This window comes from Sphingobium sp. 22B, from assembly GCF_001580035.1.
Taxonomy (GTDB): domain Bacteria; phylum Pseudomonadota; class Alphaproteobacteria; order Sphingomonadales; family Sphingomonadaceae; genus Sphingobium; species Sphingobium fuliginis.
Map to the genome: position 1 here is coordinate 177,257 of NZ_LTAB01000003.1, position 13,093 is coordinate 190,349.

Consider the following 13,093-nt stretch of genomic DNA (forward strand, 5'->3'; position numbering starts at 1 on the left):
GAGGAACCAGTTGTGACGGACTTCTTGCCAAGCTCCGGATAGCCGAGCGGCAGGCGTGGAACCTGATCAAACTTCGGGAATGGGCAGCAGAGCAGGCGGCGGTGAAGGTGGAGCCGGAACCGGTCTCAGGGCTTGGCTCAGAGCTTAACCCTTGATATGCCGCCGCTTCTGTCCAAAGGGGGCGGAGGGCGGCTCCGTGGTGCGTGGCGTAGCATGGGGCCGCCCAACGGTTGCTCCGCCCCATAGGTTTGCGTGGCTGAAAGCCGGGGCGAGGCATCGCCAATACGCATGATGAATGGTCGAGTTCCGGAATGCGCTCTGGTTAGCGCGTCAATATCGTCTCAGCAAACAGCCTCTTGATTGCTTGCCAATGGGATCAGCATAGATGCCGATTAGCTGATGTTTATGGAGCAGGTATATCTACGCTAACATAAGTGGAATTTGGTCAGCCTTTGCGAAACACAAGGCGTCGTCTCGTTTTCAGTGATGATGCCGAGATTCCGCTTCCAGATCGACGATGGCATTGAGAACGATGAGGCTTGGCTGGATCTCCCAGACCTTGACGCTGCGCGGCTGGAGGCGGCCCGCTTCATGGGCGACATGGTGCGGGATAGCGCTGTGTCTCTCTGGCAGGCGGGTGTTTTGCAACTCACGGCCATGGATGAGAACGGCCTCTACCTTTTCGAGATAACGGTCATGTCCATGGACGCCCCCGCGTTGAACAGAACACGCCCGAGTTAGCGCCTGGATATGGCAGGTTGCTCCTCCAGCATGGCGTCGATCATCGCTTGCCAGTCTTCAATGACCTTGTCGTTGAACCCGAGGCCGCCCTCGCTATGCGCATATATCATGGCTTCGCTCGGATCACGTACCGCTAGAAACGCCGCTCGCGCCAGACTGACGTACCTCGTCCATGCAGGATGCGGTGGCTTGAAGCCAAAACCAACGTGAACATCGTCTTCGTCCGTCATCGTGTAATCTGGGTCGACCCCAAAATCGTGGCAAATGGCACGGGCGGCGCGTTCGAGCGGTGTCATGGGGGTATGATTGCGCCGGAAGCTTAGCCAGTCAATAAACGCCCGCTCGCATCTGCGTGCCAAGGCGAGGTGGCGCGGGTAGGGGACGGCCCGCCGCTGCGTCAACAAGGGTAAGCGGGAGCCTTCATCGTGACACGCAGGCTCCCGCCGCCTCATCCCTGAAACAGCAATGCTACACCTCCACCCATAGCGGATCCCTAACCTCGATCAGCCTCGCATGGCATGGCCAGCACTGAGTCGATCGGATTTAAAGGGGCCGGTCCGGCACTCGCCGATCAGGCTGGCGGCGGTTCCGCACACTTGCGCGACGAACCGGCCGCTTCAGCGTCGCCCCGCCACAATCAGTCAAAAAGCCTGCGCACGCAGCGCTAGGAAGGATCATGCGATCTTCCACCGGCATTCAGTCGGCGGGAGAAATGCAATGCAAAACCAAATGTCTAAGCGTCAGAAGCTCTACAAGCAGGGCCTCAAAGATGGGCAGATTGCCCGCATCCAGCAGGTCAGCCCGAATGCGGTAGCGCATTGGAGGAAGCGTAATGGTCTTCCAGTGAATACTGTGGCCCAGAAGGCTCCGCGTCCTGTCGCTCAGTGCCGCAAGTTTTTGTATGATCTGGAATGGCGGGACCCGCATATCGCCAAGGAGCAGCGCGTTTCAGCGGCGGCTGTACTGGATTGGCGCCGGTCCAATAGCCTTCCCGCAAACCAGAGCAATGCATTCAGGCGGAGGCAAGACAGGGCGCGGCAAATTCACGATCTGCAAGACAGGATCGTGAAGGCCATCGGCACGTCCCTCCCGCGCGACATCGCGGCCGATGCCGCCGCCGATCTGATGCTGGCGGTTGTCAGCGGCAGCGTACCGATCAGCGACATAGAGAAACGGGCGCGGTCGTTCGGCAATCGGGCGCTTCAGGAGTTTGCAAACGCCTATCTCTCCCGATCTCTCGATGAAACGATCGATGCCGACGGCGATCTGCGGCGCATCGATATGCTGGTAGATGAATCATCCAGCGATTGGCTGGAGGAGATGGGGGCTACCTGGCATTGAGTTTCTGGCGGCTCAGCTTGGAAAAGCTTGAGCCGCCTATCGCCACAAAAAAGCCCCACCCCTCAGGCGAGAGGCGGGGGCAGTAGGGTCGCACACGGGCAAAGCCCGCAGCCCAGTAGATCACGAAGATGGGTTGATTCGCATACCGAGAATGGGGGATGGCAAAAGAAAACCCCGGCGGGTTAGGCCGGGGCGCTGCTGGCGGTATCTACATCGGACAAAGGCTTGTTATCACCCGGTTGTCCGATGGCCTTCCCCTAAAAGGGAGAGGTCTTAGACGCGGATCGCGATGGAGAGCCGCTAGCCATCCTCATATAGGTTTTCAGAGGTGCTTCGTCAATGTCGATAGCCCCAGCGCCCGCAACACACATTGGCGGACGATCTTGAAGTTATCTGCATCCAGCGGATCGTAATGATAGCGCCTCGTGCCGTCCGGATTTTTGCCAGTTCGGATAAAATCCAGCCTGTGAAAGCCGACAGCATTCACCATGTCACCCTTTACCCATACCCCCGTACTAGACCAGGGATGCGGAAGCGCGGGGGTGATATCGATCTGCCTATGATAAGGCATAATGGGGTCGGGGGCTGTCTGAGACAAGGCCACTATCGTGCATAGTTTGTGGCGGTTCATAATCTTCGGAGTTAAGACCACAACCGGCCTGTGCTTGGCCATCTCTGGAATTTTGAAGCCGTTACTAAAATCGCACATCAAGATGGTGCCCGGCTTCGGGTGTTCTTTTATCGGCATCAGGCTCGTTACCGCGTCTCAACGATTCGCCGCAAGCCCCACCCCACAAAGCACCGTCAGGGATGGGGTGGCAGGACTCGCCGCATGGACTCGACTCCCGATTATTCCTTTGCCGTAATGGCGGAGCGATTCGAGGAGAAAACTATGCCTTGGTACGTGGTTAGCTATGACCTTCGCGGCAATGAAAGCCAAGACGCCTACCAACGGATAGGCGAAGCTCTCCGCACTGCCTCCGATTGGTGCAAACCTCTATTCTCACACTGGATCATTGAAACGCCGCTTAGCGCAAATCAGGTCATCGACGCGCTGTTCCGCGTTGGCGCCATTGACGACGATGACGGGGTTGTAGTGTTGGAAACCACCATGCGCGGACAATTCCGCAGAATCCAAAGCCCCGCCGTCGAATGGCTGCGGGAACGGGTTCAAACGGGATAGAAGATCAATAGGGATGGTTCCTGCCATTTGTTGCTCCCATTCTGTGAGGCCGCGCAAGCTCATTGCGCCAGCGTGAACCCAGGCGGTGGAGGCGGGATCGAGAAGCCCGGAGGTGGCGGCGGAATAGATCCCGCGCCGACGCCGTTCAACAATGCCTTTGCAACCTCTGTGCTGGCGCGGGACGCTTTGGTCACCATGTCCTGCTTGCCGTCCTTGTCCAAGGCCTTCCATTCGGAGGAGGCCAGCAATTCCGCTACTCGCCTGTGCAATTCTTCTCCCCGCAATTGCTGAAAACGATCCCACTTTTCCGCCGACAAGCGTTCACCACCAACTGTCCGGTTGGGCTTGCTGATATGGATATTGTCCGCGAGCAATCCCGCCGTGACGGGATCGTGCTTCTGCGTCGATACTCGTGACGGTGATATTAGATCGGGACCCAAGCCGCCTTCCAATATGATCGGCTTTCCCCAGATGTCACGGCGAGCAGGGAGGGCCTGAGATGCCCAAGGCCCACGAGCCCGCACCGCATCGAGGATGCCCTCCGCCTCCCTTATGGTCGGGTCCACCGTGCGGGCTACCTGAGCAACGCCGGCAGGAACCGCCATGGAGCCAGCCAGACGTTCAAGCCAGTTATCGGCGTAGCGCGCCGGATCATTGATGGCCTCGATCAAGCCACTCATGCCAGACAGCCAGGTCTTGCTGGAAAGGTTCTGAATGACGGACGCAGTAAGCAGATTGGCAACCTCATCCTGCTGCTTTTCCGTCATATAGTCCTGAAGCTCGACCATCCCAGCCGCAACGCCAAGGGTTGTCGCGAACGGATCAAGGCGGGAATAGCTGTAATAGCGGTCCCCCACCTTGATACTATAAGGTTGCCACCCATCGGCCCGAAGCAGTTGAGCAGCCTTCTCGTCCGCAGGTCCATTGCCGGTGATAAGGCCCTGCGCAGCCAATTCAGCAGCAAGCGCCCCGACGCCGGAACCGACCATAACCTTCGCCAAGGCAAGATCACGGCGTACACCGCCCGCCAGCATGTCAGCCCGCCACTCCTTCAAAAGCGGCGCAGCAGGAGACCTCTCGACCGCGAATTTCAGAAGGTTGGTAGGTGTCCGGACGAAGGGGACGATGAACTTCAGGCCGGGCAAAGCATTGATGCCCCGCGATATACCCTGCATGCCTTCGCCAAGCGGGCGCTGAAAAGTGACATACCGGCCATAGTCGAAAGCCTTGTCGAGCATCTCGTCTGTGGGGTTCGCCACCAGTTCAGCCGCCCGGCGCTTGCCATCTTCGCCGCGCAGTCCTTCCGCAGCAGCCTGACGGACAGCCAGGCCGTTCAACTCCATGCGGCGAGCGATGCCCTTGTATAGCTCATCCGCCGATGAGAGCATCCGCGTAGGCGTTCTGATGATTTTGCCAGCTATACCAGGAATTGCCTCCTGCGTCCGCGCTTCGATCTTGTTGGCAAAGTCGGATTCCTCCCCCGTGCGGAGCGTTCGCCACGCTTGGCGCAGCCCTTCCCTGATGCCCTGAAGCAGTCCGACCGAACGCGCCCCGACTTCCGTGAACAGTACGCGATCATCGGCAACGCCACGGCTTGCCAGCTTTCGCATACCTCCGATGCCAGCAGCCACGCCATGTTCTGGGATCTGGGCAAGCGCCGTCATTGTGTTGGATACCGCGTTGACGACATGGGTCGCAGGGCCCGACAGCAGCGAGTTGATCCAAAGCTCATTCACCTTGTCGATGAACTTCGGATTCGTCGCGTTCTGCGCGGCCCGGTTTAGGCGCTGCGGTGTGTCGGCATTCTCAAGGATCAGGTCCGCAGCTTCCTTCAGCCGACCAGACCCACCGCCCCCCTGCGCCAAAGCATTCAGGACGCCGCCACGAACATTGCGGCCATCGGCCACCATGCGGAACTGCGCGAGGGTCCGCCCAGCTTCCGCCGTCGCCCCGGCAATCTGCTCCTGAATGGCGACGTGACGGACCAGAGCTTGCCGGAAGGCGGACAGCGCCTCTTCGCCCGGATCGTCCATGCGCTGGATACGCCGCGCCATGTTCACCAGTTCATTGCCCGACTTGGCAAGGATTTGACGGGCGGCCAGCGCTTCCTCTGCATTGAACGCCTGCCCCTTGCGCCGGGACAATAGCTGATCGAGCGTCATGCCTAACTCATCGGCAAGGCTCTGCGTCTCTGCCTGGGTGATGCGACCCCGCCGGGCTGCGTCGAATCCACCCGTCATGCGGTCGACCTGGCTCAATGCACGCTGGATCGATTGCGGGCTGTCCAGCTTCGACAGACGGATATTGCCCGCGAAGTCTGGAGCCTGATCGCCCCATTCCTCATAGGCCGACAGCGGCGGCTGGTTCGCTTCCAGATCGTCCATGCTGACGGGCTGGCCGCGATCCTCCGCAAGAGGTGTCCCCCGATCCCTCGCCCGTTCGACCGCAAACCGCTGATCGCGAGCAGCGTTGAAGGCGTCGACCTCCGCCAGATCATCAGGACGGAAAGACCGATTGACGCCCCGGTTCGTGTTGTCGACCGCATCCAAAAATTCCCCGATGGTCGGGCGCTCTGCATGGTCGGGGAAATAGCCCGAACGCCATGCAAGGTCCGCCGCCTGATCGAGCGGCATGCCGTTCTCATTGTCCACCAGCCTGCCGAAGCGCTGTTCCCCGCGTGCAAAGTCCAGATCGCGCCCGGCGTTGTCCGTGACCCCCAAGGCGCGCAGTTCGCCGCCCTGATCGATCACGCCGCCCTGACTGCGCAGGAAGGTGACAAGATCGGCTGGGCCACGCTTCGGCATCGTTCGCGCCGGATCGTCGCCACGCGGCAACATGCGGCTTTCCAGCGCCGACGCCTCGTTGGGAGCCTTGATGGTCGGATACAGTCCGGCACCGATCGATGCGGCCTCTTCCTGACTGGCAACGACATTCGAAGGCAGCGGCAACAGATCAGCAGGGTTCACCCGCTCCGCCATGGCGCGGCGCTGCATCTCGGTTGCGGGATCGAGCAACGGACGCGGCCCCGCATTGACGTCGATGCGGTCAACAAGGCGGGGGGAAGAGATGGACGGCGAGGGCATCACCCCCACATTCTCCATGCTGATCCGAAAGCCGGGCGGTGGCGACGGAATGTCTGATCCCGGATTTGGGGACGGTATAGCATCCGCCGCGTCCTGACCCCGAAGCTGTGCAATGACACGCTGGGCGACCGGGCCAAGCTCCTGCGCAAGCGCCCCCGTCCCATAGCCAAGAGCACCACCTGTCAGAGCGCCGACGCCAGCAGAAGGCAGACGGTCGACCACCCCGCCCTCTCCGGCGCCGAACCCGGCAAATCCGCCCTCTATAGCACCAGCCTGCGCCAGCCTCAGACGCGCCGCCGCCTGCGCGGCCTCCTTCGCCACGAACCGCGATCCACCTGCACGCAGCGCTTGCCGGGCAGCAGCAAGGCCGACGCCTTCCACCGATGCCCCCGGCAGCATCAGGCCGCTGGCAAGCTGGCCGCCGAAGCGTGCATAGGGATGGTTCGCGTCGTCATAAGCAAGGACGCTGCGGTTCTGATCGATGTTGTTCGCCAGAATGTCGGCAAAGCGCCGATCACTGTCCCAGACATTTTCGCGCCCCGGCGTCAGGCCGAGCGAGTCCACTACGCCGCCCATCTCATCAAGCATGTTGATGGGGTCCGACAGGCCACGGACGCCAGCGCCTATCGCGCCATCGCCCTGATTGGTCAGCAGGCGGGGAGGCTCCGCTGCATAGCGGATGGTCGGATCAGCACCACGCTTCGCACGCTCCGCATAGGATTTGCGCGTCGTCTCAGGGTCGATGATGAAGCCGTTCGCCTTGGCATAGGCCAGCAGATCATCAGGCGTGGATTTGGGGTCCGTCCAAATCTTCTGATAGCCCTCCGCGATCTCCGGGCGCAGGCCTTGAAATGGCGTGGGATCATCGAAGAACACGGCGCGGCTTCCGGGCGTCGGCGCGTCCTGCCATTCCGGCTGCGCCCAAGGATCAGGCTTCCCCTTCCGATAATCGGCAGGATTCTGGAACTGGCCAGCGAAGGCCCCGCGCCGGTTAAGGCGTGCGCCGCGTTCGGCCTCCATATAGTCCGTAAGGAGCGGACTGCCCTTCAAATATTGCGGCGTAGCGAGCGCCATGCCCTGATTAAGCAATGCCTGCGCAACGTCATCGCCGGCCGCGTCTACCGACACCACAGGACGGCCATAGGTCTGCGCTCCTGTGGCGGTGACTGTGGGATTAGCCAGCAAATAGGGAATGAGCGCATCCCTCGCTTCCTTTCCCAATGGCACGAGATTGCCGTGCTGCATCCCTTGCTGTTTCAATTCGAAGGCATCGACGCCAAAAAGTCGTCCATTCTGCCCTGTGTTCAGTCGGAACGTGTCGCCGTCATGGGCTTCGCCTGTGGGCACCAGATTGAACCCCGGAGGGGGAGGAGGCACCCCCGCGCCAAAGCTGGGCGCAGCCGGTTCTGGCTGGTCGATGATCCGGAAGCCGGGAGGGGGCGGAGGTGCGCCAGCCATCAGCGAACCGGCTTCCATGTCTTGGACGCGGGATCATATTGGACCTTATTGCCCTTACCGTCGGTCGCAACAGGATTGCCGCCACCGGACGCGGAGCCAGCGGACTTGCCGCCCGTCCCGCGACTGCCACGGCCATAGAGGTTGAAAATCTGCTGTTCGCCCGGCGTCAGGGGTTCACCACGCGCCACCTTCGCGAAGATCGGCGCATAGACCTGTCCGGTTGAGCGCGGCGGGCCGCCACGGTTTCCGCCACCCGAACCACCGGCAGGCTGAGGATGAAGGTTGGCATATGTGGGGGTTTGGCGCAGGGCCAGCCGATTGCGCTGACGTACCCCTTCGATCTCCTTCCGGTTATCCTGTCGGACACCTTCAAGATCAGTGTCGAACCCGAAGGCCGTAGGCCCGTTGCCACGCAGAACAAAGTCTTGCATCGCGGCGCTGAACTCAGGCGTGCCGGGCTGGAAGCCAAGCGATGCGGCATAATCCTCCGCATCGCTCTGCCCCTCATAGATGACCGTCGATTCTCCGGTTCGCGGATCAAAACCGACCCGGTTGTTGCCCGACATGAAATATTGCGGCTTGTTCTGCTCATAGTCGCGATCCCACATCTTGCCCGCCACCGCGCGAACTTCATCGCTGACATAGGGATTAGTTAGGGCAGCGATGATGGCGCTTTGAGCATCGCCCGTACCTGTACCCGATGCCAGGGGATCGAGAAGCGCTTGCATGACCCGACCGCTCTCGGCGGTATTTGCTTCCGCCGCCTTCCGCGCCTGACGCTCCTCAAGCCCCCCAATAAACCCGTCAGCGAGGCGGGCAAGTCCTTGCGTCCAGTGCTGGACAGGCGAATAGTCAGCACCCGCCGCCATTCGAGCCCGCGCGTCCTCCTGCTCAGCTAAAAGCTGCTCCGGCGTCAGACGACGACCGCCCTCCGCCCAAACGAAGGGCTGGTTCTGTGGGAGGCCATCACCGATGCCGGGCGTGCCATAGGCCTGCGGACGGACATCGAAAGGCGATTGGGGCAAAGGGGTATTGTCGAGCAACATCAGGCGACCTCCTCACGGCATAGCTTGTTTGCAGTTTGAACAACATGGATTGGCTCCGACGCCGCTATAGTGATTGCCGCGCTTGCAGCCGTTTCATCACCGGCAGCGGAAAGCTCCTCCAGAATACAAAGGCTCTCGGTCATGAGGCTGTCCCCAATCGCTGCAAGAGACGATGATCGTATAATTCCGGCCGCGTGGATAAGCATCCCGGCAAGACGACGCGCATCGTCAGCGTTGCCATGGCAGGCGCAGAGCCTTGCGAAAAATAGGGCTTCAAACACCAACAGTGTCCGGACGTTCGGCATAGCCGCGCTATCCACTAGGGCATCGATGCTATCATTCCTCATCTGCCGCTGAGCCGAAATATCGCCTTTTGCGGCGGCGGTCATGACCGCCGCAACTTCCGGTCGAAGCGCATGCTTTGCAATGGAGGAGGCGTCCATCATGACGCGTCCCTCACTTCCTTGCGCACGGCGTGGCGCAGCAGTTCGGACAGCGTGACGCCTTCCTTTTTCGCCTTTGCAGATGCGGCGGCGAGCAGCGCGGGATTGATCCGAAAGGCTGTTAGCGATGTGTGTATCTGGTCCCGCATGACTGGCTCCTTTGACAGGTATCAGAATACCATTCATGTTATACAGGAGCAAAGAAAATCGGGGCTTTTCTGCCGAGTCGCTACCGCCTGAGAACGCCCCTTTATGCCGCAGACTTGCGCCATTTCAGGCCGCGTCATGACTGACCGCCACCGATTCGGACGCGAGCCATATCGGGACAGCGCCGAGGCCGGGCTTGTCAGCGCCGGAACGCCGTGAGACTTATTAAGGGCAAGGAGGATCGTCATGACCGTAGCTCGCTCGATCATTATCGCCGCGCTGATAGTCGTGTTGGGCGTAGGGGTAATTAGTTGGGCATTGATGCCCCGCTATTCGCTTACCACTATCGGACAGGGCGCCAGCATCCGCCTAGACCGCCTGAGTGGAAGCATGGTCGGGTGCCGAGAGTTGGCTTGTCGAGTCATTGTAGATCGCGATCAGATCAAGTCGGAAGAATGGCCGGGAACCAATATCCCTCCGCCGCCTCCGGGGTTCACGATCCAGAACCAGAACTGAGCGGCCCCCGCCTATGATCACCTTGGCCCTGATCCTCGCCTCATGCTTCGCAGTCGATGGTGACACGCTCCGCTGTGACGGGGAGCGCATCCGCCTGCTGGGCATCGACGCACCAGAAATTCATGGATGCCGACAGGGCCGGGTATGCATCCCCGGCGACGGCAATGCCAGCAAGCGCAGTCTTGAGGCCATGATGGGCGGGCGGATCAGCGTCCAGCGTGTCGGACAGGATCGATATGGCCGCACGCTCGCCCAGGTCTATGTCGGCGGCCGGAACGTCGCGTGCGAGCAGATCAGGCGGGGGCAGGCGGTCTATGTCGAGCGCTGGGACAATGGCGGGCTGCTGGCGGCGGACTGCCAGTGAGCCGCTATCGCTACCGCTGGAAAGACCGACATGACGATCTGGTGAACCGGAACAGGGGCAATCCTTGGCCGCTGCGGGTCGAGTTTGCTCTATTGGCCTGCCTGTCTCTTGCGGCCATTGCCACCGGCATTGTTTCGGCTGGTCGCTGGATCGGGGGCCTGATCCCTTAATTACCGATGGCTGGCGGGCCAGCGCGCCGCCCGGATCACAGTGCCGACCTTCGCAAGAAACTGCCGATCCTCCAGCGGTATGCAATCGGGGTAATCCTCCGGGTCGTCCCTGTCAGGCACCAACTCAAACCATTCGCGCCCAGCTTTCTGAGCCGACTTTTTGTCTAGACCGGCGACCCATTCATTCCATGGGGGGAGGCTTAAATCGCCCTGCTCCTGCCGGAAACCTTCATAGAGGATTTGCACCGCCCTATCGACGTCGGCGGGCGTCACGCACTCGCTCAACTTCTGCTGTTTGCGCTCGCGGAGCCGCGCCTGTCGTTCTGCATTGGATAGTGCCATGACAGTTACGTAACGGTTCACCATCAAAAAGGCAAGCGCGTTACGTAACGCCTATTGACGGGTGCCGTTAACTTCGTTACGTAACGAACGGCCAGAGCGGAAGCTACCAACGACCGCCCCGGCCTAACCGCAACCCCTGTTCGAGAGGGATTGAAGCTATGCACGAAGTAGCAACTTCGCGCCGCAATGTCATGCGCGCGCTCGCCGTCATACCGTCCATAATTGCGACACCTGTTGCCGCCAGCGCCGCTACCGGGCTGGTCTGCAACCCCACCGGCATCAGCGAAGGCATGGCCGCCGCGATCAAAGCATATCGGGAAGCTTCCGCCAGATGCGACAAATTCTCCACCGATGTATACGGTCCAGCGTGGGAGGCGTGGAGGGCTGAAGCAGACGCCATCCCGCATTTCACTACCAAAGCCAGCTTCAAGGGCTGGGCCACTTTTGACCATTTGACCACCGCAGACCGAGGAATGGTGGCGATGGCGAAAAAGATCGTAGAAACCGCAAAACCGGGCCACTTTCGCGATTACGAATTGGCTGCGGCCGAGCTTGTTGAAGCCGAAGGAAGGCGAGAGGCCCAAAGCAAGCAGTTGTCGCGGCGCTATAATGTGTCAGCGCTGGCCGAAGAAGATGACCGGCTGGGCGACATCCGGGACGACTTGCTGACCGAGATTGAGGAGTTCCCTGTCGCGACGATTGCCGACCTGATCGCAAAGGTTGAGATTATCGAAGAGACGCAGGGGCAAATTGAACCTGTCGATCTTCTTGCAGACCTTCGCCGCATAGCAGGGGAGGCCTGATCATGAAAAACGCAAAAGCCGCGCCTGCTGCGTGCTGCTCACCTACCAGCAACGACCAGTGGGCCGCCCTCGCAGCGGCCTACCGTGCAGCCCAAGCAGCAGAAGATGCCTATGACCAGAGCGCTATCGAACCGCTCTTCGCTGGCATCGACACCAACGATCAAGAGGCTTGGAGAAGGGCGGCAAAGCCGATCACCGCCGACATGTGGGATCATCTGGAGCGTTTAGGAGACGAGCGCCTAGCAGCCGAAAAGGCGCTGATGGAATGCCCCTCGCCGGATGCTTCGGCCTTCGCGCTCAAGTATCTGATCGCATACGGCAACGGCCGGGACCTCGATTGCTGGGATGATCTGCTTGAGGCGGAAGCCAAGCAGTTTGGCGGGAGGGCCTGAGCCATGCACATCAAGAACACTATTCAGGGGGCTTCGGCCCCCACCAATGTCGTGCGCCTGCCCACCGCAGCGCGGCGACAGGTGAAGCAGTTCCACAACAAAGGCACCAGAGCGGCGCGCAAGGCCTTGCGGGAAGCCCACCCATGGCCCGGCTCCTATGAGCATGGTCCAGCCCGTGCCCAGCGGATGGAAGCGGAGCGGAAAGCTGCGATCCTCATGGGCATCAACCAGACCCCCGCCATGCTTCTTGTCCATGCGCTGCTGGCCCTTCTCACGGATGAGCAGAGGGGTAAGATTGCGGAGCAGTTGGCGGGAGGTGCCATGGCCGGGCGGCAGGCCTATCTTGAAGCTCTAGCCCTGATCCAGACAGCCCGCATGACCGTGGGCGAACAATACGACCTCTATCGCGCCATCGACAAGCTGCGCGGGGAGGAGGGGCCATGCTGATCTATCGGCAGAACTATTCCGCCCTGGCCCATGATCGCAGCCCCGTTGCGCCGGACCCCGACATTGCATGGATCGACCAGCGCCTAAGGGAGAAGCGCGACCGGAAAACGGATGCCCCGAAGCTGGTTCCCGTCGCGCCTGCGCAGCCCGAACAGCCGTCCGTCACACCACGGAAGCCCAAGCCGCGCAGCGCTAGACCGCAGCGAAACTATTCCGCGCCGATCCTGATGGAAATTGAGCGCTGGTTGAAGAAAGCGGGAATGCCCGCAAGCAAGTTCGGGCGTGAAGCCGTGGGGGATAGCCACCTTTTGCGCGATCTTCGCAGGGGTCGCGATCCATCCTCCCGCGTCGTCGCTCGCGTCAGGGCCTACATGAAGAAGGAGGACAAAGCGCGCCAGCATAAGCCACGACCGAAGGGCAAGGCCGTCTGTGCGCTCGATCTCATTCCCCGCATCGAAAAGGCCATAGCGGAGCGTGACATGCTGCCGAGCCGGTTTGGACGGAACGTCGCCAATGCGCCCGATCTTATCGACAGGATCAAGACAGGGGCGGGAATCCGGCATGAGACGCGGGAGAAGGTCGTCGCCTATCTCGCCAAGCTGGAATGGAGGCCCTGA

The 13,093-nt window shown here is 60.8% G+C and carries 16 protein-coding genes; 9 read left to right on the plus strand and 7 right to left on the minus strand.

The features are described 5' to 3' along the window. The first annotated feature begins 441 nt into the window (after window positions 1–441). The gene (locus tag A0J57_RS05365; RefSeq protein ID WP_153017837.1) at window positions 442–741 is read left to right on the plus strand and encodes a hypothetical protein; all 300 of its coding nucleotides are present in this window, start codon (window positions 442–444) and stop codon (window positions 739–741) included. Here A0J57_RS05365 and A0J57_RS05370 read toward each other — a convergent pair. Next, a complete protein-coding gene (locus A0J57_RS05370) occupies window positions 738–1,037 on the minus strand; it encodes a hypothetical protein (RefSeq protein ID WP_061937306.1) in 300 nt (99 codons plus the stop codon). The genes A0J57_RS05365 and A0J57_RS05370 overlap by 4 nt on opposite strands. Before the next feature lie 433 nt (window positions 1,038–1,470). On the opposite strand from A0J57_RS05370, the gene A0J57_RS05375 reads away from it, so the two are divergent. Beyond that, the gene (locus A0J57_RS05375) at window positions 1,471–2,082 is read left to right on the plus strand and encodes a hypothetical protein (RefSeq protein WP_153023163.1); all 612 of its coding nucleotides are present in this window, start codon (window positions 1,471–1,473) and stop codon (window positions 2,080–2,082) included. Between the two features lie 322 nt (window positions 2,083–2,404). Here the strand turns inward: A0J57_RS05375 and A0J57_RS05380 are convergent, their stop codons facing one another. After that, window positions 2,405–2,830: a type II toxin-antitoxin system PemK/MazF family toxin gene (locus A0J57_RS05380; RefSeq protein WP_061937302.1), complete on the minus strand. Its 426-nt coding sequence runs from the start codon at window positions 2,828–2,830 to the stop codon at window positions 2,405–2,407. A gap of 84 nt (window positions 2,831–2,914) precedes the next feature. On the opposite strand from A0J57_RS05380, the gene A0J57_RS26825 reads away from it, so the two are divergent. After that, window positions 2,915–3,265, plus strand: a complete 351-nt coding sequence (locus tag A0J57_RS26825) for a hypothetical protein (protein WP_061937299.1) — start codon at window positions 2,915–2,917, stop codon at window positions 3,263–3,265. Between the two features lie 59 nt (window positions 3,266–3,324). On the opposite strand, the gene A0J57_RS05390 is transcribed toward A0J57_RS26825, so the two are convergent. The 4 genes from A0J57_RS05390 to A0J57_RS26315 are packed head-to-tail and all read right to left on the minus strand — an operon-like array spanning window position 3,325 to window position 9,444. Further along, window positions 3,325–7,806, minus strand: coding sequence for a thermonuclease family protein (locus A0J57_RS05390; protein ID WP_158298508.1), 4,482 nt, complete (start codon window positions 7,804–7,806; stop codon window positions 3,325–3,327). Further along, window positions 7,806–8,852 (minus strand): hypothetical protein, encoded by a 1,047-nt coding sequence (locus tag A0J57_RS05395; RefSeq protein ID WP_061937293.1) that lies wholly within the window; start codon window positions 8,850–8,852, stop codon window positions 7,806–7,808. Before A0J57_RS05395 ends, A0J57_RS05390 begins: the two co-directional genes overlap by 1 nt. Continuing rightward, entirely contained in the window at window positions 8,852–9,298 is a 447-nt protein-coding gene (locus A0J57_RS05400; protein WP_061937290.1) for a hypothetical protein, read from the minus strand. The genes A0J57_RS05395 and A0J57_RS05400 overlap by 1 nt, the downstream gene beginning before the upstream one ends. Then, the gene (locus A0J57_RS26315) at window positions 9,295–9,444 is read right to left on the minus strand and encodes a hypothetical protein (RefSeq protein ID WP_158298509.1); all 150 of its coding nucleotides are present in this window, start codon (window positions 9,442–9,444) and stop codon (window positions 9,295–9,297) included. The genes A0J57_RS05400 and A0J57_RS26315 overlap by 4 nt, the downstream gene beginning before the upstream one ends. 244 nt (window positions 9,445–9,688) lie before the next feature. On the opposite strand from A0J57_RS26315, the gene A0J57_RS05405 reads away from it, so the two are divergent. Further along, window positions 9,689–9,958 carry a hypothetical protein gene (locus A0J57_RS05405; protein ID WP_061937287.1) on the plus strand — a complete coding sequence of 90 codons (270 nt, stop codon included), beginning with the start codon at window positions 9,689–9,691 and terminating at the stop codon, window positions 9,956–9,958. Window positions 9,959–9,971: 13 nt separating this feature from the next. Continuing rightward, entirely contained in the window at window positions 9,972–10,322 is a 351-nt protein-coding gene (locus A0J57_RS05410) for a thermonuclease family protein (RefSeq protein WP_061937282.1), read from the plus strand. A 170-nt stretch (window positions 10,323–10,492) separates the two neighbouring features. Here A0J57_RS05410 and A0J57_RS05415 read toward each other — a convergent pair whose 3' ends face one another. Further along, window positions 10,493–10,858 (minus strand): hypothetical protein, encoded by a 366-nt coding sequence (locus tag A0J57_RS05415; RefSeq protein WP_153017835.1) that lies wholly within the window; start codon window positions 10,856–10,858, stop codon window positions 10,493–10,495. A gap of 134 nt (window positions 10,859–10,992) precedes the next feature. Here A0J57_RS05415 and A0J57_RS05420 point away from each other — a divergent pair, with 134 nt between their 5' ends. From A0J57_RS05420 to A0J57_RS26520, 4 genes are read left to right on the plus strand one after another with little or no spacing between them, the layout of a single operon-like run. After that, entirely contained in the window at window positions 10,993–11,637 is a 645-nt protein-coding gene (locus A0J57_RS05420; protein ID WP_061937276.1) for a hypothetical protein, read from the plus strand. Between the two features lie 2 nt (window positions 11,638–11,639). Further along, window positions 11,640–12,029 (plus strand): hypothetical protein, encoded by a 390-nt coding sequence (locus A0J57_RS05425; RefSeq protein ID WP_061937272.1) that lies wholly within the window; start codon window positions 11,640–11,642, stop codon window positions 12,027–12,029. Between the two features lie 3 nt (window positions 12,030–12,032). Then, window positions 12,033–12,476 (plus strand): hypothetical protein, encoded by a 444-nt coding sequence (locus A0J57_RS05430; RefSeq protein WP_061937268.1) that lies wholly within the window; start codon window positions 12,033–12,035, stop codon window positions 12,474–12,476. Continuing rightward, on the plus strand, window positions 12,470–13,093 hold the full coding sequence (locus tag A0J57_RS26520) for a hypothetical protein (protein WP_061937265.1): 624 nt from the start codon (window positions 12,470–12,472) through the stop codon (window positions 13,091–13,093). The genes A0J57_RS05430 and A0J57_RS26520 overlap by 7 nt, the downstream gene beginning before the upstream one ends.

Coding starts and splice junctions, on each gene's coding strand:
- A0J57_RS05400 (WP_061937290.1), bottom strand. CDS start 9,298: ATGATGGACGCCTCCTCCATTGCAAAGCATGCGCTTCGACCGGAAGTT.
- A0J57_RS05390 (WP_158298508.1), bottom strand. CDS start 7,806: ATGGCTGGCGCACCTCCGCCCCCTCCCGGCTTCCGGATCATCGACCAG.
- A0J57_RS05375 (WP_153023163.1), top strand. CDS start 1,471: ATGTCTAAGCGTCAGAAGCTCTACAAGCAGGGCCTCAAAGATGGGCAG.
- A0J57_RS05425 (WP_061937272.1), top strand. CDS start 11,640: ATGAAAAACGCAAAAGCCGCGCCTGCTGCGTGCTGCTCACCTACCAGC.
- A0J57_RS05430 (WP_061937268.1), top strand. CDS start 12,033: ATGCACATCAAGAACACTATTCAGGGGGCTTCGGCCCCCACCAATGTC.
- A0J57_RS05370 (WP_061937306.1), bottom strand. CDS start 1,037: ATGACACCGCTCGAACGCGCCGCCCGTGCCATTTGCCACGATTTTGGG.
- A0J57_RS26520 (WP_061937265.1), top strand. CDS start 12,470: ATGCTGATCTATCGGCAGAACTATTCCGCCCTGGCCCATGATCGCAGC.
- A0J57_RS05395 (WP_061937293.1), bottom strand. CDS start 8,852: ATGTTGCTCGACAATACCCCTTTGCCCCAATCGCCTTTCGATGTCCGT.
- A0J57_RS05420 (WP_061937276.1), top strand. CDS start 10,993: ATGCACGAAGTAGCAACTTCGCGCCGCAATGTCATGCGCGCGCTCGCC.
- A0J57_RS05410 (WP_061937282.1), top strand. CDS start 9,972: ATGATCACCTTGGCCCTGATCCTCGCCTCATGCTTCGCAGTCGATGGT.
- A0J57_RS05405 (WP_061937287.1), top strand. CDS start 9,689: ATGACCGTAGCTCGCTCGATCATTATCGCCGCGCTGATAGTCGTGTTG.
- A0J57_RS05380 (WP_061937302.1), bottom strand. CDS start 2,830: ATGCCGATAAAAGAACACCCGAAGCCGGGCACCATCTTGATGTGCGAT.
- A0J57_RS26315 (WP_158298509.1), bottom strand. CDS start 9,444: ATGCGGGACCAGATACACACATCGCTAACAGCCTTTCGGATCAATCCC.
- A0J57_RS26825 (WP_061937299.1), top strand. CDS start 2,915: ATGGACTCGACTCCCGATTATTCCTTTGCCGTAATGGCGGAGCGATTC.
- A0J57_RS05415 (WP_153017835.1), bottom strand. CDS start 10,858: ATGGTGAACCGTTACGTAACTGTCATGGCACTATCCAATGCAGAACGA.